This is a genomic window from Cupriavidus sp. 05T42 (assembly GCF_056396345.1).
The window spans coordinates 315760-336905 of record NZ_JBFTLH010000008.1; the positions used below are offsets into that span (position 1 = coordinate 315760).

General features: G+C 65.7%; 19 protein-coding genes. 8 read left to right on the plus strand and 11 right to left on the minus strand.

What is annotated here, in order from left to right; genetic code table 11:
- Positions 1 to 17 precede the first annotated feature (17 nt).
- Both AC1EJR_RS14010 and AC1EJR_RS14015 read right to left on the minus strand, forming a co-directional pair.
- Positions 18 to 302 carry a hypothetical protein gene (locus tag AC1EJR_RS14010; protein WP_092298104.1) on the minus strand — a complete coding sequence of 95 codons (285 nt, stop codon included), beginning with the start codon at positions 300 to 302 and terminating at the stop codon, positions 18 to 20.
- 126 nt (positions 303 to 428) lie between these two features.
- Positions 429 to 677, minus strand: a complete 249-nt coding sequence (locus AC1EJR_RS14015) for a hypothetical protein (protein ID WP_441591804.1) — start codon at positions 675 to 677, stop codon at positions 429 to 431.
- Between the two features lie 178 nt (positions 678 to 855).
- On the opposite strand from AC1EJR_RS14015, the gene AC1EJR_RS14020 reads away from it, so the two are divergent.
- The 3 genes from AC1EJR_RS14020 (at position 856) to AC1EJR_RS14030 (ending at position 4815) form a co-directional block, all read left to right on the plus strand.
- Entirely contained in the window at positions 856 to 1905 is a 1050-nt protein-coding gene (locus tag AC1EJR_RS14020) for a transporter (protein ID WP_477147221.1), read from the plus strand.
- A gap of 88 nt (positions 1906 to 1993) precedes the next feature.
- Complete coding sequence (gene ppk2, locus AC1EJR_RS14025) at positions 1994 to 2998, plus strand: polyphosphate kinase 2 (protein ID WP_477147222.1); 1005 nt, start codon at positions 1994 to 1996, stop codon at positions 2996 to 2998.
- Between the two features lie 92 nt (positions 2999 to 3090).
- The gene (locus AC1EJR_RS14030) at positions 3091 to 4815 is read left to right on the plus strand and encodes a M30 family zinc metallopeptidase (protein WP_477147223.1); all 1725 of its coding nucleotides are present in this window, start codon (positions 3091 to 3093) and stop codon (positions 4813 to 4815) included.
- Between the two features lie 43 nt (positions 4816 to 4858).
- Here the strand turns inward: AC1EJR_RS14030 and AC1EJR_RS14035 are convergent, their stop codons facing one another.
- A complete protein-coding gene (locus tag AC1EJR_RS14035; protein ID WP_441591808.1) occupies positions 4859 to 5959 on the minus strand; it encodes a substrate-binding domain-containing protein in 1101 nt (366 codons plus the stop codon).
- A 145-nt stretch (positions 5960 to 6104) separates the two neighbouring features.
- Here AC1EJR_RS14035 and AC1EJR_RS14040 point away from each other — a divergent pair, with 145 nt between their 5' ends.
- From AC1EJR_RS14040 to AC1EJR_RS14060, 5 genes are all read left to right on the plus strand, one after another.
- Positions 6105 to 6599 (plus strand): formate dehydrogenase subunit gamma, encoded by a 495-nt coding sequence (locus tag AC1EJR_RS14040; protein WP_092298119.1) that lies wholly within the window; start codon positions 6105 to 6107, stop codon positions 6597 to 6599.
- Entirely contained in the window at positions 6596 to 8152 is a 1557-nt protein-coding gene (locus AC1EJR_RS14045) for a formate dehydrogenase beta subunit (protein ID WP_477147224.1), read from the plus strand. The genes AC1EJR_RS14040 and AC1EJR_RS14045 overlap by 4 nt, the downstream gene beginning before the upstream one ends.
- Positions 8153 to 8219: 67 nt before the next feature.
- Positions 8220 to 11096, plus strand: coding sequence for a formate dehydrogenase subunit alpha (fdhF, locus tag AC1EJR_RS14050; protein ID WP_477110378.1), 2877 nt, complete (start codon positions 8220 to 8222; stop codon positions 11094 to 11096).
- Positions 11097 to 11100: 4 nt separating this feature from the next.
- Positions 11101 to 11961, plus strand: coding sequence for a formate dehydrogenase accessory sulfurtransferase FdhD (gene fdhD / locus AC1EJR_RS14055; protein WP_092298128.1), 861 nt, complete (start codon positions 11101 to 11103; stop codon positions 11959 to 11961).
- A gap of 7 nt (positions 11962 to 11968) precedes the next feature.
- Positions 11969 to 12232, plus strand: coding sequence for a formate dehydrogenase subunit delta (locus AC1EJR_RS14060; protein ID WP_092298131.1), 264 nt, complete (start codon positions 11969 to 11971; stop codon positions 12230 to 12232).
- Here the strand turns inward: AC1EJR_RS14060 and AC1EJR_RS14065 are convergent.
- From AC1EJR_RS14065 to AC1EJR_RS14100, 8 genes are all read right to left on the minus strand, one after another.
- Positions 12216 to 15653 carry an ImcF-related family protein gene (locus tag AC1EJR_RS14065; protein WP_477147225.1) on the minus strand — a complete coding sequence of 1146 codons (3438 nt, stop codon included), beginning with the start codon at positions 15651 to 15653 and terminating at the stop codon, positions 12216 to 12218. The two genes, AC1EJR_RS14060 and AC1EJR_RS14065, sit on opposite strands and share 17 nt — an antisense overlap.
- Positions 15637 to 16911, minus strand: coding sequence for a hypothetical protein (locus AC1EJR_RS14070; RefSeq protein WP_477113903.1), 1275 nt, complete (start codon positions 16909 to 16911; stop codon positions 15637 to 15639). Before AC1EJR_RS14070 ends, AC1EJR_RS14065 begins: the two co-directional genes overlap by 17 nt.
- Positions 16911 to 17168, minus strand: coding sequence for a PAAR domain-containing protein (locus AC1EJR_RS14075; protein WP_441645783.1), 258 nt, complete (start codon positions 17166 to 17168; stop codon positions 16911 to 16913). Before AC1EJR_RS14075 ends, AC1EJR_RS14070 begins: the two co-directional genes overlap by 1 nt.
- Before the next feature lie 55 nt (positions 17169 to 17223).
- Positions 17224 to 17442: a hypothetical protein gene (locus AC1EJR_RS14080; protein ID WP_477147226.1), complete on the minus strand. Its 219-nt coding sequence runs from the start codon at positions 17440 to 17442 to the stop codon at positions 17224 to 17226.
- An 87-nt stretch (positions 17443 to 17529) separates the two neighbouring features.
- Entirely contained in the window at positions 17530 to 18468 is a 939-nt protein-coding gene (locus AC1EJR_RS14085) for a DUF6708 domain-containing protein (RefSeq protein ID WP_477110887.1), read from the minus strand.
- Positions 18465 to 19283 (minus strand): hypothetical protein, encoded by an 819-nt coding sequence (locus tag AC1EJR_RS14090; RefSeq protein WP_477147227.1) that lies wholly within the window; start codon positions 19281 to 19283, stop codon positions 18465 to 18467. Before AC1EJR_RS14090 ends, AC1EJR_RS14085 begins: the two co-directional genes overlap by 4 nt.
- A gap of 145 nt (positions 19284 to 19428) precedes the next feature.
- Positions 19429 to 20367, minus strand: a complete 939-nt coding sequence (locus AC1EJR_RS14095; protein WP_477147228.1) for a DUF6708 domain-containing protein — start codon at positions 20365 to 20367, stop codon at positions 19429 to 19431.
- On the minus strand, positions 20364 to 21146 hold a 783-nt coding region (locus tag AC1EJR_RS14100; protein WP_477113902.1), incomplete at its 5' end, for a hypothetical protein. The genes AC1EJR_RS14095 and AC1EJR_RS14100, both read right to left, overlap by 4 nt.

Genomic DNA, 21146 nt, shown 5'->3' on the forward strand with positions numbered 1-21146 from the left:
TAAGGGGGAGGGAAGGGCTAGAGCCCTGAGATTGACTGCCCGGGCACTTGCCCGTCGATGATTTCAGTGCCGGCCTGTACCGCCGCGCGGCGTGCGCCGCCGAGGCTGTCCCACTGGCGGGCGAGCATCGGGAAGACCCGGACCAGGGCCGATACCGGATCGGTCCCTTCACGGCAGATCACCACGGAGGCACTGTAGGTGCGGTCCGGGCGGCGTTCGTACCATTCGTGCGTCGCGGCATGTGTGTAGACCAGCGGGTAGATGTCGTACCCTTTGTAGCTGGCGCTCGGTGATGTGTCCATGGCCGCCTCCGGGAAAGTGGATGGGCCCACTGTACGCGCAATTCCACACCAAAACAGGCGCGCCCCGGGTTTATTTCACGTGGCTTTCCGAAAGATGCCCCGGGCGCGCTTTATGGCTGCCGGGCCTCACCCACGCGGCGATTCCTCGGCGATATTGAACTGCGCCTGCAGCGCGCGGATCTTCGGCGCCAGCGCCTCGCTGCAGGCCGCGCCGCTCTCGCCTTCCATCTTCGAGACGCTCCAGTTGCAGCCGTCGCCATCGGGCGCATTCCAGCAGACGTCGCCGAAGCAGCATCCCTTGCAGGCCGGGAGCTTTTCCTGCTCGGCGCGGATCATCGCGCGGACTTCGGCCTTGTTCTTGATCTGTCTCGACATGTCCCCTCCTGGTGGGCGTCGGGCGCCCGGTTTTGTGGTGATGGGTTAGTTATAGTGCATTCGGCGCGTTCGGATTCGCGCGGGATGGGGGGTCTGTCACCGACTTTTCACGCTGTTGTGCTAGCGTCGCGCGCTGGCGMACATCGTGTCGATCATCGACGAAGGGACAGGGGGTTTCATGCAATCCGGCATTGTCGAATCCGGCTATGGTTCCGATCCGGTGGGGCTCGTCAACGGGTTCCTGTTCGAGCCGGGGCAGCCGCCGCGCGAGATTCCATCCGCCGAGGCAGTAGCCTGGTTGCAGCGCCAGGATGCGGCGGACGCCGATCCCTCCCAGGCGCGTCCCCATGACGGGCCGTTCCTGTGGCTGCATTTCAACCTGTCGCACAGCGCCTGCGAGCGCTGGATGAAGATGCACCTCGGCCTGCCCGACGATTTCTTCGAGGCGCTGCGGCAGGGGTCGCACTCCACGCGCATCGAGCGCCAGGAAGACGCGCTGCTGGCCGTGGTCAACGACGTGATCTACAACTTCGGGGTGACCTCGACCGACATCTCCACCCTATGGGCCAACGCCGACCACCGCCTGCTGGTGACCGCCCGGGCACGCCCGCTGCGCTCCGTGGACAAGCTGCGCGCCGCCGTGCGCCGGGGCGAGGACTTCCGCTCGCCGCTGGATCTCGTCGTGCACCTGTTGCGCGATCAGGCCGATGTGCTGGTACAGATCGTGCGTGAAACCGGGGTCAGCGTGGACCAGATCGAGGACCGCCTGCTGTCCCAGCGGCTGCAGGGCAACCGTGCCGACCTGGGCGCCATGCGGCGTGGGCTGGTGCGGCTGCAGCGCCTGCTGGCGCCCGAGCCCGGCGCGCTGTTTCGGCTGCTGAACCGCCCGCCGGCGTGGCTGCGCGAGGCCGACCTGCAGGCGCTGCGCGAGTCGACCGAGGAATTCTCGCTCGTGCTCGACGACCTCGCCGCGCTGGTGGAGCGGATTAAGCTGCTGCAGGAAGAAATCGCCGCCAAGCTCAACGAGCAGACCAACCGCACGCTGTTCACGCTGACGCTGGTGACCGTGCTGGCGCTGCCGATCAACATCGTGGCCGGCTTCTTCGGCATGAACGTGGGCGGCATTCCGCTGGCCGACCACCCGCACGGCTTCTGGGTGCTGGTGGCGGTGGTGGGCAGCTTCTCGGTGCTGGCCGGGCGATKGGCGTTCCGGAAGCAGGCGGAGTGACCCGCACCACGCAAATTCATGCAATTGCCATGGGTCAGGCGTACGATATTTCGCCATAGCCGATGCAGGACATGACGGAGGATTTGCCATGGATTACAACGACGAAGCGCTGATCCGGCGCATCCACCGCGAGGTGGCGGACTACTACGACGAGGAACTGGAACTGGAGCTCGAGGACCGGGATCCTTCGGTGATCCAGAGCCTGCTGGCGCGCGAATCGGGCGGGCCTGGCGATACTTCGGACGTGCCCGACAGCGACGCTGAGCGCGCGGAACGTCACATGTACTTCCGCGAACTGTTCCGCCTGCAGGGCGAACTGGTGAAGCTCCAGAGCTGGGTGGTGGCCACCGGTCACAAGGTGGTGATCCTGTTCGAGGGCCGCGACGCCGCCGGCAAGGGCGGGGTGATCAAGCGCATCACGCAGCGGTTGAACCCGCGCGTGTGCCGGGTGGCCGCGCTGCCGGCGCCTAACGACCGCGAGCGCACGCAGTGGTACTTCCAGCGCTATGTGTCGCACCTGCCGGCCGCCGGCGAGATGGTGCTGTTCGACCGCAGCTGGTACAACCGCGCCGGCGTGGAGCGCGTGATGGGCTTCTGTACCGACGACCAGTACGAGGAGTTCTTCCGCTCGGTGCCGGAGTTCGAGCGCATGCTGGTGCGCTCGGGCATCCAGGTCGTCAAGTACTGGTTCTCGATCTCGGACGAGGAGCAGCACCTGCGCTTCCTGAGCCGCATCCACGATCCGCTCAAGCAGTGGAAGCTGAGCCCGATGGACCTGGAGTCCCGCCGCCGCTGGGAAGACTACACCCGGGCCAAGGAGACCATGCTCGAGCGCACCCATATTCCGGAGGCGCCGTGGTGGATCGTGCAGGCCGTGGACAAGAAGCGCGCGCGGCTGAACTGCATCCGCCACCTGCTGACGCAGATGCCGTACGTGGAGCCGTCGCAGCCGGTCATCGTGCTGCCCGAGCGCGAGCGCCATGCCGACTACACGCGCCAGCCGGTGCCGGACTCGATGATCGTGCCGGAAGTCTACTKATCCGCCAGATCTGGCCCCAAAGCAGCAAAAACKACAGAACGCGACAAATTCTGACAAATCCCTAAAGCACGGGTGACGCCCGCCGTTAAGACAGGACGCGCCCCGGCACCCTGCCGGGGGCTCACCTATTTCTTGGGAGTGTCCTGATGCGTCGCCTTGCTGTGCGTGGTTCTGATCTGTCCCTGTTTTCGCGCGGCCTCCCCGCGCTGACCGTCCTGGCGGCGCTTGCGCTCACCGCCTGCGGCGGCGGCGGTGACAATGCCGCCACTACCACCACGACGCAGCAGCAGGCCGGCGACACCAACACGCCCGTAGTCCCGACGCAGCCGCTGCTGGTGACCGGCCTCGACCAGGCCTGCAGCGGCGTCCAATGCAGCGCCGCCACCAGCGCCACCTTCTCGGGCGCGGGCACCGGCATCTGGGGCCACACCAACGCCGGCGGCACCTCCGAGGACGTGCAGTTTTCGATCTCGGGCCTGCTCGGCACCTCGATCTCGCTGCTGCTGACCAACGTGAAGGACACCCTGGCGCTGATGCCGGCCGGGCTCTCCGCCAGCATGCTCGATGCCACCACGGTGACCCGCCTGTCGCCCCAGGCCCTGACCGCTGACGCCGAGGCCGAAGCCCGCCGCCGCGAGATCGCCGAATTCAACCGCACCGGCTGGGCCGAGAAGGTTGCCGCCGCGCAACCGCTGCGCCAGACGCTGGGCGTGCCGGCGCCACATGCCGTCGCCGTGCCGGGCGTGGGTTCGACGAAGTCCTGGTACCACACCGACGGCTCCACGCGCCCGGCCACGCTGCGCAAGCAGATGACCGCCACCGACGGCACCCTCGTCAACGTCTGGGTGGAAGACTCCCAGTACAACGTCGTCAACGGCATCGACTCGACCATCGTCGACGACCTGGGCGCCGCCTTCGCCGGCACGGGCAAGATCTATKACCTGCTGACGGGCATCGGCGGCGCGGTCTGGGGCGCAAACACGCATCCGGACACCGTGCTGCCCGCCGGCCAGCCGATCGACATCGTCATCCTGAATTTCGACGGCAACGGCGCCCCGGGCGGCACCGTGGGCTACTTCTGGGGCCTGCACAACCTGCTGAAGACCGCGGATTCGCGCAGCAACGAGTCGATTTCGCTGTACCTGGACAGCGAGACGCTGGCCCTGGGCGGCGCCACCGGCAGGAAGGCGATGAAGATGACCATGGCGCACGAAGGGACGCACATGCAGAACTTCTACCGCCGCGCCGTGAAGATGGGCACCGCCTACGCCTACGACGACTGGCTCGAGGAAATGACGGCGATGCAGATGGAGGACTTCCTCAGCTACAGCATCGACCCGACCTACAACGCGATCCGCGATGTGCGCTTCCCGGACTTCTACCGCTACAGCGGCTTCAACTGCCCGCTGCTGACCTTCACGGGCGGTGGCACGTGCGAGAGCTACTCGGTCTCCGGCAGCTTCGGCGGCTTCCTGGACCGCCAGCTCGGGCTGCCCTTCTATAAGGATCTGCTGACGCGCCAGGTGGTGGGCTCCAAGACGGTGCTCGACCAGGCGATCCAGGCGGCCCAGCCGGGCCTGTCCTTCAACCTGGCGCTGACGCGCTGGGCGGCGACCAACGGCAGCGGCATGCCGGCGGACAAGGCGCCGACCGGCTACGGCTATCCGCGCTGGACCGACGGCACCTTCGAGCTGCCGGAGATCGACCCGGCCTCCACCGCCAATGCCGCGCTGCGCAAGCTGCCGGCGTCGGTGCCGACCTTCCTGCAGGGCCTCGGCACGCTGCCGCTGAAGCGCACGGCCACCAATGGCGTCTACAGCGACAAGGTGCGCCTGCCGGCCGGCGTGACGCTGTCCGTCGTGGCCTACTGATCGGTCCTGCCGGGTCCGATCGCTTCCCGGCATCCCCTATGACTTATAGCGGGATGCCCGGGAACGCCTCTTCGAAGGTCAGCACGGTTCCCGTCAGCGCGCCGTCGTAGCCCGGCAGCGCGTTGACGCGTTCACGGTAGGCCGCGCTGCGCATGGCCGACACCGCGCCAGCCAGCGCCGGACTGTGCAGCGCCGCCTTTCCGATCGCAAAGAAATAGCGCTCCTTGAGCACGGGCACGAATTCGAGCCCGAAGCGGCGCGCTGCCGTCTCCACGCCGAAGCCCACATCGGCCATGCCGCTGCCGATATAGGCCGCCACCGCCGCGTGCGTGAACTCCCCATTGCTGAAGCCCTCGATCCGGTTCGGGTCGATACCGCGCCGCGCCAGCATCAGCTCCAGCAGCAGCCGCGTGCCCGAGCCGACCTGCCGGTTCACGAATCGCACGTCCGGCCGGACCAGGTCTTCCAGCGTTTCCACGCCAAGCGGGTTGCCGGGCCGCACAAAGAGACCCTGGGAGCGCACGGCGAGATGGATCAGGCAATGCGTCTCGGGCCGCAGCCAGGCGGCGAAGCGGTGCAGGGTATCCTGTTCGAGTGCCCCAATCGGCACATGAAAGCCGGCCACGTCGCACGCACCCTCGGCCAGCGCCGCCGCGGCTTCCAGGCTGCCGCAGTACTTCAGGTCGTGCCGCACCTTCTGTTCGTCGAGATAGTCGCGCAGCGCCGCCACCGCGAAACCGTGGCTGGCGTAGAGCCGCACGGCCGGGTCGGTGGCATCCATCAGCTTCTTCAGTTCGATTTCCAGTTCGGACGCCAGGCTGTCCAGCGTGGGCGAGAGCCGCGCCGCGATGCGCTTGCTGGCCCACACCAACTGCTGGGCCATCGGCGTCAGGGTGGAGCCCCGTCCACGTGTCTTGGCGATCAGGGCGCCGCCGAAAAGCGTTTCGGCGTCGCGCAGGATGCCCCAGGCGTAGCGGTAAGACAACGACACGGCCTCGGCCGACTGGGCGATGTTGCCGGTGGCCTCGATATGGCCAAGCAGGGCCACCAGCCGTGACACATCAAGGCTGGGCGCGGCCCGCGCGGCATCGGGGGCGGCGTCGTCGCGGATCTGGAGATGGGGCTCGATCGAGATACGTAGCATATGCAGAAAATAGCATATTGAACGCCAGAAATCACGGGCTTATAGTCGCGAAAAGGCCCAAAGAGCCAGCTGCGAAACCCCGGAATATGAAATAAATAGCATATGTGGTCCCGGGGCCAGAACGATGACAAGCACGGAGACAACCATGCCGGACATCCCCAATTCCATTACGCGCATCGTCGATGCCCGGCGCAACATGCCGGGCGCGCTGCTGCCCATCCTGCACGAGATTCAGGACAGCCACGGCTTCATTCCCGCCGATGCGGTGCCAGTCATCGCCAAGGCGTTGAATCTCTCGCGCGCCGAAGTACACGGCGTGATCACGTTCTATCACCATTTCCGCGAGCAGCCGGCGGGCCGGCACGTGGTGCAGGTCTGCCGCGCCGAGGCGTGCCAGTCCGTGGGTGCCGACGCGCTTGCCGCGCACGCCAGCCGGGCGCTGGGCTGCGGCTTCCACGAGACCACGGCCGATGGCCGCTTCACGCTGGAGCCGGTCTACTGCCTGGGCCAGTGCGCATGCGGCCCGGCGATGCTGATCGGCGAACAGCTCCACGGACGCGTCGATGCGAAGCGCTTCGACGCGCTGGTGGCGGCACTGCCTGAAGCTACCGAGGCTACCGAGGCGGAGGTCCAGGCATGAGCACGACGATCTTCGTCCCGCGCGACTCCACCGCGCTGGCCCTCGGCGCCGACGATGTGGCGCGCGCCATCGAACAGGAAGCCGCCAAGCGCGGCGCGGACGTGCGCATCGTGCGCAATGGCTCGCGCGGCCTGTTCTGGCTTGAGCCGCTGGTCGAGGTGCAGACCGACGCGGGCCGCGTGGCCTACGGGCCGGTGGCCGCCAGCGATGTGCCCGGCCTGTTCGACGCCGACTTCCTGACCGGCGGCGCGCACGCGCTGGCCCACGGCCTGACCGACGAGATCCCGTTCCTGAAGAAGCAGGAGCGGCTGACCTTCGCGCGGGTGGGCATCACCGATCCGCTCTCGCTCGACGACTACATCGCCCATGAGGGCTACGCGGGGCTGATCCGCGCGCTGGCCATGGCGCCGGCCCAGATCGTCCAGGAAGTCACCGACTCGGGCCTGCGCGGCCGGGGCGGCGCCGCGTTTCCCACCGGCATCAAGTGGAAGACCGTGCTGGGCGCGGCGTCGGACATCAAGTACATCGTCTGCAATGCCGACGAGGGCGACTCCGGCACCTTCTCCGACCGCATGGTCATGGAGGACGATCCGTTCATGCTGATCGAAGGCATGACGATCGCCGGCCTCGCCGTCGGCGCCGAGCGCGGCTATATCTATACCMGCTCCGAATACCCGCACGCGATTGCCGTGACCGAGGCGGCCATCGCCCTGGCCACGCGGGCCGGCTGGCTGGGCGATGACATTCGCGGCAGCGGCCGGCGCTTCCATCTGGAAGTGCGCAAGGGCGCTGGCGCCTATGTCTGCGGCGAGGAAACGGCGCTGCTGGAGAGCCTGGAGGGCAAGCGCGGCGTGGTGCGCGCCAAGCCGCCGCTGCCGGCCATCGAAGGGCTGTTCGGCAAGCCCACCGTCATCAACAACGTGATCTCGCTGGCCACGGTGCCGGTGATCCTGGCGCGCGGCGCCACGTTCTACCGGGACTTCGGCATGGGCCGCTCGCGCGGCACGCTGCCGTTCCAGCTGGCCGGCAACGTCCTGCAAGGCGGGCTGGTGGAGAAGGCGTTCGGCATCACGCTGCGTGAACTGCTGGTGGACTACGGCGGCGGCACGCGCAGCGGCCGGGCCATCCGCGCGGTGCAGGTCGGCGGGCCGCTGGGCGCCTACCTGCCCGAGTCGCGCTTCGACACGCCGATGGACTACGAGGCCTTCGCCGTCTTCGGCGCGGTGGTCGGCCACGGCGGCATTGTCGTGTTCGACGAGACCGTGGACATGGCCAAAATGGCCCGCTACGCCATGGAGTTCTGCGCGATCGAGTCCTGCGGCAAGTGCACGCCGTGCCGCATCGGCTCCACGCGCGGCGTGGAGGTCATCGACCGGATCATTGCCGGCGAGCAGCCGGTGAAACAGGTGGCGCTGGTGCGCGACCTCTGCGACACCATGCTCAACGGCTCGCTTTGCGCGATGGGTGGCATGACGCCGTACCCGGTGCTTTCCGCGCTGAACGAGTTTCCGGAGGATTTCGGCCTCGCGCCGAAGTCCGCCAAGGCCGCCTGAGCCGGATCAAAGAACGACGCGCCCCTCAGGGGCGCGCAGCCCTACGAAGTTTGACGGGAGACATCCCTTGAACGCACGCGACGATTTCGATTTTGGAACCCCGGCCAGCCTGTCCGAGACGCAGGTGACGCTGGAAATTGACGGCGTGGCCGTCACGGTGCCGGCCGGCACCTCGGTGATGCGGGCGGCGGCCGAGGCCGGTGTGGGCGTACCCAAGCTGTGCGCCACCGATTCGCTGAAGTCCTTCGGCTCGTGCCGGCTCTGCCTGGTGGAGATCGAGGGACGGCGCGGCTACCCGGCCTCGTGCACCACGCCGGTGGAGGCGGGCATGAAGGTCCGCACCCAGAGCGACAAGCTCGGCGACCTGCGGCGCGGCGTGATGGAACTCTATATTTCCGATCATCCGCTCGACTGCCTGACCTGCCCGACCAACGGCAACTGCGAATTGCAGGACATGGCCGGTGTGGTCGGCCTGCGCGAGGTGCGCTACAACGACGGCGCCAGCGCGGTGCCGGTGGCTACGCACACGGCGCTGACCAAGGACGAATCGAACCCGTATTTCACCTACGATGCCTCGAAGTGCATCGTCTGCAACCGCTGCGTGCGCGCCTGCGAGGAAACCCAGGGCACCTTCGCGCTGACCATCAGCGGGCGCGGCTTCGAGTCCCGCGTGGCGGCCGGCACGAGCCAGTCGTTCATGGAGTCTGACTGCGTGTCCTGCGGCGCCTGCGTGCAGGCCTGCCCGACGGCCACGCTGACCGAGACGTCGGTCATCAAGCTGGGGCAGGCATCGCACAGCACCGTGACCACCTGCGCCTATTGCGGCGTGGGCTGCTCGTTCAAGGCCGAGATGAAGGGCAACGAGGTCGTGCGCATGGTGCCGTACAAGGACGGCCAGGCCAACGAGGGCCACGCCTGCGTGAAGGGCCGCTTCGCCTGGGGATACGCCACGCACAAGGACCGCATCCTCAAGCCGATGATCCGGGCGAAGATCACCGACCCGTGGCGCGAAGTGTCGTGGGAGGAAGCCATCGGCTACGCGGCCTCGCAGTTCAAGCGTATCCAGGCCGAGCACGGCAAGGATTCGATCGGCGGTATCGTCTCGTCGCGCTGCACCAACGAGGAAGGCTATCTGGTGCAGAAGCTCGTGCGCGCGGCCTTCGGCAATAACAACGTCGATACCTGCGCCCGGGTTTGCCACTCGCCCACCGGCTATGGCCTGAAGACCACGCTGGGCGAGTCCGCCGGCACGCAGACCTTCCGCTCGGTGGCCAAGGCTGATGTGATCATGGTCATCGGCGCCAATCCGACCGACGGCCACCCGGTGTTCGCCTCGCGCATGAAGAAGCGCCTGCGCGCCGGCGCCAGGCTGATCGTGGCCGATCCGCGCCGCATCGATCTGGTCGATTCGCCGCACATCCGCGCCGACTTCCACCTGCAACTGCGCCCGGGCACCAACGTGGCGCTGGTCACGTCGATGGCGCACGTCATCGTCACCGAAGGGCTGCTGGCCGAGGCGTTCATCGCCGAGCGTTGCGAGGATCGCGCGTTCCAGCAGTGGCGCGACTTCGTGGCGCTGCCCGAGAACTCGCCCGAGGCCATGGAAGCCGTGACCGGCGTCCCGGCCGGGACGCTGCGCGGCGCTGCCCGCCTCTACGCCACGGGCGGCAATGCGGCGATCTACTACGGGCTCGGCGTGACCGAGCACGCGCAGGGCTCGACCACGGTGATGGGCATCGCCAACCTCGCCATGGCCACCGGCAACATCGGCCGCGAAGGCGTGGGCGTGAACCCGCTGCGCGGGCAGAACAACGTCCAGGGTTCGTGCGACATCGGCTCCTTCCCGCACGAACTGCCGGGCTATCGCCATGTGTCCGATTCGACGGTGCGCGGCGCCTTCGAGGCCGCCTGGAATGTCGAGATCAACCCGGAGCCGGGCCTGCGCATCCCGAACATGTTCGAGGCGGCGCTGGCCGGCTCGTTCAAGGGGCTGTACTGCCAGGGCGAGGACATCGTGCAGTCGGACCCGAACACGCAACACGTGTCCGAGGCGCTGTCGTCGATGGAATGCATCGTCGTGCAGGACATCTTCCTGAACGAGACCGCCAAGTACGCCCACGTGTTCCTGCCGGGTTCGTCGTTCCTGGAGAAGGACGGCACGTTCACCAACGCGGAGCGCCGTATCTCGCGCGTGCGCAAGGTCATGCCCCCGAAGGGCGGTTATGCTGACTGGGAGGCCACCATCCTGCTGGCCAACGCGCTTGGCTACCCGATGCACTACAACCATCCGTCCGAGATCATGGACGAGATCGCGCGGCTCACGCCGACCTTCTCGGGCGTGAGCTACCAGAAGCTCGACGCGCTGGGCAGCATCCAGTGGCCGTGCAACGCCGACGCGCCGACCGGCACGCCGACCATGCACGTCGATGCCTTCGTGCGCGGCAAGGGCAAGTTCATCATCACCAAGTACGTGGCGACCGACGAGCGCGTCAATCGCAAATACCCGCTGATCCTGACCACGGGGCGCATCCTGTCGCAATACAACGTGGGCGCCCAGACGCGGCGCACCCACAACGTGCACTGGCACGACGAGGACCGGCTGGAGATCCATCCGCACGATGCCGAGGAGCGTGGCATCAAGGACGACGACTGGGTGGGCGTGCAGAGCCGCGCGGGCGAGACGGTGCTGCGCGCCATCGTCAGCGAGCGGATGCAGCCGGGCGTGGTGTACACCACGTTCCACTTCCCCGAGTCCGGCGCCAACGTGATCACCACGGACAACTCGGACTGGGCCACCAACTGCCCCGAGTACAAGGTGACGGCGGTGCAGGTGATGCCGGTGGCGCAGCCGTCGTCCTGGCAGCGCGAGTACGAGGCGTTCAACCGCGAGCAGCTGGCGCACCTGCGCGCGGCCAGCGAGCCGGTGCAGGCGTCGGCGGAGTAGGGCGATGAAGCGCTGCATGCCGCCACACGAGACCGCGCCGGATGAGGCGGGGGAATTCCCAGCGACCCAGCAGTCGATGGCGGTGACGCGCTGGCGCGGCGGGGAAGCGATGGCGGCGACAGCCGAGATCGACCATATCGCCGAGGAAGTGCCCGTGGCGCTGGAGTACAACGGCGTCTCGCACGCGGTGATGCTGGCCACGCCGGCCGATCTGGAGGACTTCGCGCTGGGCTTCAGCCTGAGCGAGGGCATCGTGGCGGCGCCGCGCGACATCTACGGCATCGAGGTGGTCACGCGCCCGAACGGCGTGGCCGTGGAGATCGAGATCGCCAGCGAGGCCTTCGTGGCGTTGAAGGCGCGGCGCCGCGCGCTGGCCGGCCGTACGGGCTGCGGGCTGTGCGGCACCGAATCGCTCGACGAGGTCATGCGGGCGCCGCACGCGGTGCAGAGCGAGGCGTCCTTCGACCCGGCCGTGCTGCACGCCGCCTTCGCCCAGTTGCAGCGCCGTCAGGCCCTGCTGCGCGACACCGGCGCCACGCACGCGGCGGGCTGGCTGCGCGCCGATGGCGAGGTATCGCTGGTGCGCGAGGACGTGGGCCGGCACAACGCGCTGGACAAGCTGGCGGGCGCCCTGGCCCGTTCGGACGAGGATATCGGGCGCGGCGCGGTCATCGTGACCAGCCGCGCGAGCTATGAGATGGTGCTGAAGACGGCCGCCATCGGGGCGGGGGTGCTGGCAGCGGTGTCCGGCCCCACCGCGCTGGCGGTGCGCCTGGCCGGGACGGCCGGCGTCACGCTGGCGGGATTCGTGCGCGCGGGCGGCCTGGTCGCCTACGCGCATCCACATCGACTACGGATGGCTTAGACCTGTCATGCACATCGACAACCTGATCAAGATGGCTAACCAGATCGGCGGCTTCTTCGAAGCCATGCCGGACCGCGACGAGGCGCTGGCCGACATCGCCAGCCACCTGAAGCGCTTCTGGGAGCCGCGCATGCGGCGCGCACTGCTGGCACACGTGGACGCGACGGATGGGGGCGAAGGGCTCATCCCCATCGTGCAGGCGGCGGTGGCGCGGCATCGGGAGAAGCTGGAGATTACGTTGCGGGCCCCGATGGTCACTGCCGTCCCATGAAGATGCGCGACGGCATGACGAAGTCGCGCAGCGCCAGCATCTCCAGCGGCCCCTGGCCGACTTCCGTACGCATCAGATAGCGCAGCGGATAGACCATGTCGGCAGGCGGCGGTTGCTTCGCTGCGCGTGGCGTCAGGCTGTCCGGATCGGACGCGGCGGGGTCGTGCAATCCGGCCGGGCGGGTATCCGGTATCCCTTGCCAGGTCAGCTGATAGGTCGCGCTGTCCAGCGGCTCGATCTGCGCACGCTCCAGCATCCGCAACCAACCCCAGCGGCCCCCGAACTCATAGTGCTTGTTGGTGCCCGCGCGTTCGGCTTGCCATTGCAGCCGGGTGCCCGGCTCCTGCGCGAGATTGGCCGGCCAGCGCATGGCCTGCCAGCGCTCCTGCTGGTTGTAGTAATGCAGCGTCTGGCTATCGAGGGTCAGCAAGGTGTCGGTGAGCCCCGGGGACGGGATGGGCTTGATCTCGAAGCGATACGCAGGCTCACCGTCCACCAGCATATGCGCCGCAACGCGCTGCAGGGTATTGATTGCCTTGAGGAAGGCCGGATCGAAGGCTAGAGCGGACTGCCCGCCGGCATCTCCTCTGCCAGCCGTAGGGATCCATTGATCCCCCTGCAACGCCAGCACACCCGCCAACTGCGTACCGAGGAACGTGCCGATCAGCCCGGTCTGCGGGCGCAGGAAGCGCGTCAGTTCCGGCAGCGAGGCATCGTTGGCGCTGTCGGCGAACGGATAGCGCCCGGCGAACGATCGTCCCCACGCCATCGCGATGCCTTGCCGCCAGGCATCGTTCAGGCTCGCCTGGGCGGGCTGCAGCACGGTCTGCGTGGCCTGGGCGATGGGCTGCACGAACAGCGCCTCCCCCATACCCGCCCATTGGCTGCCAAGGCTGGCGGCCATCAGCTGCGCGTAGGACTGGGTATCGGCCAGTTCCGAGCCTTTGCCCTGGAACAGCGCCTGCGCCATTTGCCGGGCCTGCGCATCGGCATCGGCGCTGTGGCTGATCTGCTGCAGCCGTAGCCGGAGCGCGGTGGCGCGGTCGAGGAAGCGTTGCAGGCTCAGGTCGTCATTGGCGCTTTGGCCTGACGCCTGCGCCATCAGCCGGAGGACCGGGCCAAAGGCGGCGCGGAGCGGCCCCGCCGGCTCCGGTCTGGCGGCCTCGGGGCCTGCCGCCTTCTTGCCGAGCAGATCCTGCGCCTTGGCCACCAGCGTGTCCGACAGGGAATGCTTGCGCGCGCCAGCGCCGCCCTGGTATTCGAGCGATGTCATCAGCGCGATCACCGGCGACTGGCGTGCGTCGGCCATCAGCTTGAGTTGGTCGATGGCGGCGGGAAGCGTTGGCGCCGGCGCCCATTGCAGGCTGTTCATGAAGCCCTGCCAGTGTTCTGCGTAGTCCGCGAAATACTGTGCGGTCAGGGCGGCCTGCAGGGCATCGGCCGAGCGGCCCGCAGGCTGTGGAGCGTTTTCCGGCTCGCCGTCGGTCAACACCCAGTCGCGGGGGGGCGCCGTGCGTTTGGCGGCCGCCTCGATCGCGGCGGCGACATAACCCTCATAGGCCTGGCGGGTGAACACGCCGGGCACGATGGCCGCTGTCCGCACCAGTGCGCGCGGATCAGTGCCTGTTGTCAACGACGCCAGGGTCTGGTCAGGATACCGGTTGCCGTTGTGGGTGCCGAAGGCGTCCAGGATGCCCTGGTAGATCGTGCTTTCGGCGTTGCGCTCCCCGATGACCGCCAGCAGCGTCTGACGCGCGCCATTCACCAGTTCCGGCTGGGGATCGATGCGCCAGTCCGGCTTGGCAGGTAGTTGCGTGGCGTAGAACCCGAGCAGGCGTTCGGCGAGATCGTCCCGTTCGCCCGGCGTGAGCCGCGCATCGGTGGACCAGTGTCGCACCAACTGCGGGGCGAGGAAGCCCGGCTCGGCCCGATCGGTTTGGGCCAGCATCAGATAGGCCTTGAGTGCTTGCTGACCATCCAGTGCTCGCTGGCTGGTCAGTTCGTCCAGCGTGTCCGTGCGCATCTGCGCAAGGTCGGCGAGCGAAGCTTCCAGATTCTGCTCCACGGGCAGGGTGAGCAACTGGCGAGCGGCGTGCGAGTAGGGCTTCCACAGCGCTTCGAGGATCGTCGCATCGCGATTCAGGCCGAAACGTGTCGTCAGTGCGGCGTGATGCTTGGCGCGGTGTTCGTAGCGTTCGATCTGCCGTTGCAGGACAAGCAGCGCACGCAGGCTGGCGGCCGTGTCGGGCGCCGAGCGGAGGTTGTCGACGGCCCGCTGTGCGGCGTGCGCGTCCCGCCCGTTCTGCACGCCGGACACCAGCATGCCGGCGCTCCACAGGCCAATGGCCGTCAGGACCGCGACGGTGCAAACCGTGACCGGGTGCCAGCCGATACGCCTGCCGGGATGCCGCCGGGCGGTTTCGGCGAGGTGTTGCCAGAGCGGCAGTTCGATGCCGGGACCCTCGGCTGCATCGGCGTTCGGATAGGAGGCGAACATGATGCCGCGCAGCGGGATGCGCCGCCGCTGACCGGTCGCCAATCCGCCCAGCCAGTCGGCAAGCATCTGGGCGCGGGTGTCGAGGCGCGCGGACAACTCGCCCATGTGGCGATCGCGGCTGTCGCGGACCAACTGTTCGATACTGAGATCCGAGAGCTGGTTGCGCAGGGATTGCAGCGCCTGGCTGATGGCGGCTGTGTTTGCTGGTGCTGCCAGGTCGCAGCCGATGACCGGGGAATGGGCACAGTCCTGGGCGACATCGAGCAGATATACCGGGGCGGACCAGCGCAGCGCCCCGGCGATACGGAGCAAGGTGGCGCTGTACGCATGGGTGCCGTGGCGTTGTGCAGTCGGGTCCGCAGTGCCGTCGATGGTCAACGCTACCGCATCGATCGGTCGATCGCGGCGTAGTGCGGACAGTTGCCTTAGCCACGCCGCGTCCGGATGCCCGTCCTGGTCGGCCTGGCTCCACAGCAGCACGGCGTCCTGCGTGACCAGCCAGCCGGTCTCAACCAGTGCCGGCAGCAGTCGGCCGATCGTCGTGTCATCGCCGGTCACCAGTAGCCAGGGCTGACGGTACCGCCAACGCCGGCCATGGATCCCTTGCAGTTGACTGCGCAAGCGGCTCAATGGCTCGCCAACTTGCGCAACATCCTCGGATGGCGGGCCGAGTTCAGCCGAGCCGACATCGCGCATCGCAGCCTTCCGGCTAGCGCGCCTGACGAGCGTGACCTGTACGAGGACCGCGAGCAGAAAAAAGATCACGAGGCCGCAGATGGCGAGCAGCTGCTGCGCTGAGGTCGTCAGGCCCAGGACTTCGCCCTTGCCGAGCACKAACAGTCCGGCAGCGGCGAGCACCGCGCAGAGGGCTACCAGCGTGTAATTCAATCGCATAAGGAAACCGGTCTCAAGTTCGTGGGCCAACCACCGCGAGCGTCATGGCGTCAGCCTCGGCGATGCTCAGCAATTGCTTCTGCCCGGAGGCCAGCGCGTGAGCCGAGGCAAGGGCCACGCATAACCATGGCGCAGCCGCGCCCGCTGACCCGATGCGAAGATCGACGTCATGTTGGCCTTTCAGTTCGGGCGTCATGAGCACACCCACCCCTTGGCGATCGAGATGGGCCGCCAATCCCCGCTGCATGGGCGCCGCCGAGCCACCGGACATCCACTGGTCCCTGACGTCGACACCGTCCGAACGGCTCCACAGCAGTACCTGACGGAGCCCCTGTCCCAAATCCTTGTCATCGTGCCGTTCCGGCCGGTAGAGCAGGGTCTGGCTCACTAGCCGCTTCTGAGCAACCAACGGCGAGGCGGCGAACATCAGGATGGCGCCGGCTTCCGCCGCGCCGGCAACCGGCGGCGGGTGGAGCAGTGGATTCAGTTGCACCACGCAAAGGAGGTGGACGGCGTCCGTCGCGAAATCGGGCGCGCCGTCGAGCCAGCCGTCGACCGCGATCAGGTCCGGAACGCCTGCGTTGAACTCGGTTCGCACGGCCTCCCCGAGCCCTTGCGTGTGCCATGTGTCGTGCCAGATGGTTTCGACTTCCGCAGTCGCAAGCTGCGCCTCGGCGCAAACCTGAATGACCAGCCGGGTGCGCTCAGGCAACGCGCGGACCTCCGGGGCAATCTGCCGCTGCAGCGAGCCGAACACGTATGGCAACAGGTCGCGGTGCCGCGCTACATCAGCCTGGTCATCGCCGGCCCGCCACGCGTAACCGGCCGGCTCGATCCAGCGCGCGACGATGGCCTCGCCATCGCCCGCAAAGCGGCTTCGCGGCACGAGCTCCAGCGCCCGCTCCACTACCGCCGAGACGGTGTTCTCGTGCGCCTGCGCGGAAAAGAGGAAGCCGGCGCCCAGGACGTGCAGCGGGACCCCGGCTTTGCGGCACACCGCGTCCTGATAGTCGCGCCGCGCCGCGTTATGGTCTTCGGCGCGCGTCCGCTGGGTCTGCAGCACCCCGAGATAGCTGAAGAACAGCATCGCCCACACGATAACCGGGAACGCTACAACGCAAGTCCAGAACCAGAGCGTTTGCGTGGGCTCGCCCTCCGGCCAGAGGCGGAGGGCAACCAAGGCACCGCCGCCACCGATCAAGGCAAGCAGGAACAGCCAGGGAAGCCACGCAGGCTTTAGCGGTCGGACCTCGCGCTCAGGCGCAATGCGCCGCAGATCGAAGGCCATCAGCGACTTCCTATCGCCCCGCTGGACGCGAGCAGTATCGCGCCGCACAGCGTCTTGTGCCCATGAAAGGCAAGCGGCAGGTTGCCGTCCAGCATCTTCCCGTTGCCTTCCGCGATGGCATTCTCGCCGCAGCGAGGGCAGGAAACCCTGTCGGACTGACGCGCGACAGGGCGTCCGTTAAACGAAACACGTGACGAGCCCGTGAGCACCTTGCCGCCATGGCTGGTGTCGTCACCCACATAGATTGCATTTGGCATGCTGCTCCCTTTGACAGTTGGCATTGAGGAACGACTGCTTTTTCCGTGATAACCGTCACCCTCCCGACATCGTTCGCGCAGCATCCATAAAATTCTTCGCCCCCCACCACGCCGACATCACAGCGAAGAGAAGCGCGACGATGCGAAACGCTGTGCCGGATTTCTTCGCCAGCCGCTMGTCTGACGCCCGCTCCTGAATCCCGCTCGCGTTCGGATCGCGTCTTGTCTCGTCAGTCTTCATCTCTTTGTCCGCCTTGTAGTCATTGCCACGCATTTCGCAAAGTCCTTACTCTGTGTCTTCGGTGCTGAACGCCGCCATTCTTGCTTCGACATCCCTTGAATCAGCCGCTTGTGAACGTCTTCAGCGATACCCCTCTGGATTCGTGCTCGAATCACGCACGTACGGATCGCCTGGCATGATTCGGCAGGCGGCTTCGACATCGGCGGGCCAGAGTGGTACTTTGCTTGTGGCGTGGTGGATCAGACGGCCAAGGAAGAAGAACACGTGGAATGGGAACATGAACCATTTGAGAATAAGGTTCGATGCATCCATGGAAACCAGTGCCACCCAGCCTTGATAGAGGGTTTCCCGCTTGTCTGCGATGGGCAGGCAGAACTGGAACCCTGGTGCGTCAATCACGGATTGCGGCCCTTCTTCCATGTAGCGGCGGATGAATTCCCAATGGTGTCGGCATTGGTCGAGGCTCGTCGAGGCGAAGCCKATTACGAACATCTCTCCGACGGTCTGCTCATCCTTCAGGATGAGGCCACAGATGCCATAAGAGCGCACGCCCGCAAACTGGCTGTTGACCCGCAAGGTGAAATACACGTCGTCCCACGATGCTTCCAGCACCGTGTCGTCGCCACGGAATAGGTAGACCTTGCGGTTCTGACGGTTGAAGCGCAACGGGTAATGCGTATAGCGGAACCACTCGCCGATCTTGAGGTTGAAGGCGACGATGCCGGTGATGAAGAGTGAAACAATCACTGTGCAAATGATCGTCGCCCACAGCATCTCGGACTCGTCGTGATGGTCCCAGTCTGGGTTCAGATAGCGAGCGATTACAGTGTGAAAGAGCGAAATCAAGAAAGCACCGGTTAAGCTCACGCCAAAGATTCCGACTGCGCTCATCCCTCCGCGATTCGAGTAGAGCCCGTCAACCAATTCCAGATAGGTGGAGTTCATCCGTATCGCAAAACCTGAGGCATGCGGGTCGGCCCTTCGCTGGCGGATTGGCAGATGCCATTCACGATCCTGATTGTTCAGTGGACGCTGCTTTTTGCTCGTTGTAAACATCATGCCCTCGCCATCACTCGACTAAAGTCGGACTGTTCTGTTGGGAAGTCGGCGTAGCGACCCGACTCCAGCCTGCCCCAGTAGCAGCGCTCTAGCCACTGCGCGAAGTTGTCACCTCTGACGTAATCGATAGCAATACTTATTGCAACCAACACAACCGCCAGGACCAAGCCCCATACCGTTAAGGTGAGTCCCGCGACCATGGTTGCACTACCCGCAGGAGCGAAGGCCGCCCAGATTACAAGGCTCGCAGCAATCGCCCCACCGGTGCCTGCGGCCAATTGCAGTCCCATTAACGCCCATTGCCCGTTATCCATGCTTTGAGCCGCGTCCACGAAATCCAATGCCGCCATTACCCCCGCCAGCACAGCCGTCAGTGCACCCGCCACGCGTAACGCAATTCTGGCGCGCGTCGCATATCGTTCCCCCGTTGCCCGCTTCACCATCCCCGTTGCATACAAATTGCGCCACGTCCCATACGCCTGCACCACCGCCGCCGCCCMGGACGCCAGCGCCCCCAAATACAGCCCGTACMCCAAATTCACCCGAACGTCCTGCGTCCACGTCTTCTGGAACGACAACGCCTTGGCTTCGGCCTGCAGCATCTGCTCCCAGCCCGCGAATTTCCACACGGCGTCGATGGCGGTCAGGATTCCCATCGATACCGCGCCGAAAATCGGGATCGAGCGGCTGATTCTTAGTACGCCGTATTCGTGCAGGCTCTTTGGGGTTTTCACATGCTCGGCCAGCCAGGCGATTTTCTTGGTCGGGTCCTTGATGTTCGCTAGCGTCTTTTCCATGTCGTCAGTGATAAACACGGCAATCTTCGCTTTTACATCCTTGGACGCAATGGCCGTGTTGAATGCCCCGATATTGCCGCTGGCGAAGCTTCCCGCAACCTGCCGCTCGGCATACGTGGCCGACTGTCGAGCCCGGCGCGCCCAGTGATGCTTGCATACATCCCTATCGATATCCCTCCGGATTCGTGCTCGAATCCCGCACGTATGGATCGTCCGGCGTGATCTGACACGCTGCTTCGACATCGGCAGGCCATAGGGGCACCTTGCTGGTCACGCGGCAGACGAGACGGCCAAGGAAGAAAAACACGTGGAAGGGGAACATGACCCACTTGGCAACCGGGTTCCACGCATCCTGAGACGCGAGCGCGATCCAACCCTGATAGAGCGTTTCGCGTTTGTCGGCAATCGGCAAGCAGTCCAGGAGGCCGGGTGCGTCTATCACTGTCTGCGGCCCTTCCTCCATATATCGACGAATGAACTCCCAGTGACGCAGGCAGTGGTCGCGGCTGGGCGACGCGTAGCCGAACACGAACATTTCCTCTACGGTCTGTTTGTCCTTCAGAACGAGACCGCATATGTTCCAGATGCGTATCCCAAAGATGTTCGCGTTGATTCGAAAGGCGAAGTGCACGTCGTCCCACGGGGCTTCAAGCACCGTATCGTCACCGCGAAATACGTACACCATCCGGTTCCGTCGGTTGAAGCGCATCGGGTAATGCGTGTAGCGGAACCATTCGCCGATCTTGAGATTGAAGGCGACGATGCCAACGATGAGAAGTGAAAACAGTATTAAGCCGAAGATCGTGGCAAACAGCATCTCCGATTCGTCGTGACGATCCCAATTTGGATCGAGGTAGTGGGCGACTATGGTGTACACAAGGAAGATCAGGACAAATGCACTTATTCCCACGCCKAAAATTCCAACCGCACTCATCCCTCCGCGATTCGAGTAGAACCCGTCGACTAACTCGAGATAGGAAGAGTTCATTCGGATCGCCCGGCCTGATGCATGCGGCTCGCCTGCACTGTCATGGATCGGTACATGCCACTCACGATCCTGGTCATTCAGCGGACGTTGTTTCTTGCTCGTTGTAAACATCATGCCCCTGCCATTGCTTGACTAAAATCGGACTGTTCTGTTGAAGAATCGGCATAGCGGCCTGACGCCAACTCGCCCCAGTAGCACCGCTCCAGCCACTGCGCGAAGCTGTCGCCCCTGACGTGGCCGATGGCCATGTTCAGCGCCACCAGTAGGACAGCCAGCACCAGACTCCAACCCGTCAAGCTCAGCCCGGCGACCACGGTTGCACTGCCTGCGGGACCGAAAGCTGCCGAAAATGCGAAAACTGCCGCACTAACTCCAGCGCCCACCGACGTTAGATGAAGTATCGTAAGAGCCCATTGCCCGCGCCCCGCGCTTTGAACGGCATCCACCAAATCCATCGCCGCCGCCACACCCGACAGGGCAGCCATCAGTCCGCCCGTCATACGCAGCGCTTTCCCGGCTCGCACGGCCAGTTCTTTCCCTGCTGCCCGTTCCAGCATCCCCGTCGCATACACATTGCGCCACGTCCCATAGGCCTTCACCGCATTTCCCACCCCAAGACCGAGCGCCCCTACATACAAACCAAATCCCAAACTCACCCGCACGTCGTTCTGCCATGTCTTCTGGAACGACAACGCCTGCGCTTCGGCTTGCAGCATCTGCTCCCAGCCCGCGAACTTCCACACTGCGTCGATAGCTGTCAGGATTCCCTGCGATACCGCGCCGTAAATCGGGATCGAGCTKCCGATCTTCAGTACGCCGTATTCGTGCAGGCTCTTTGGGGTTTTCACATGTTCGGCCAGCCAAGCGATTTTCTTGGTTGGGTCCTTGATGTT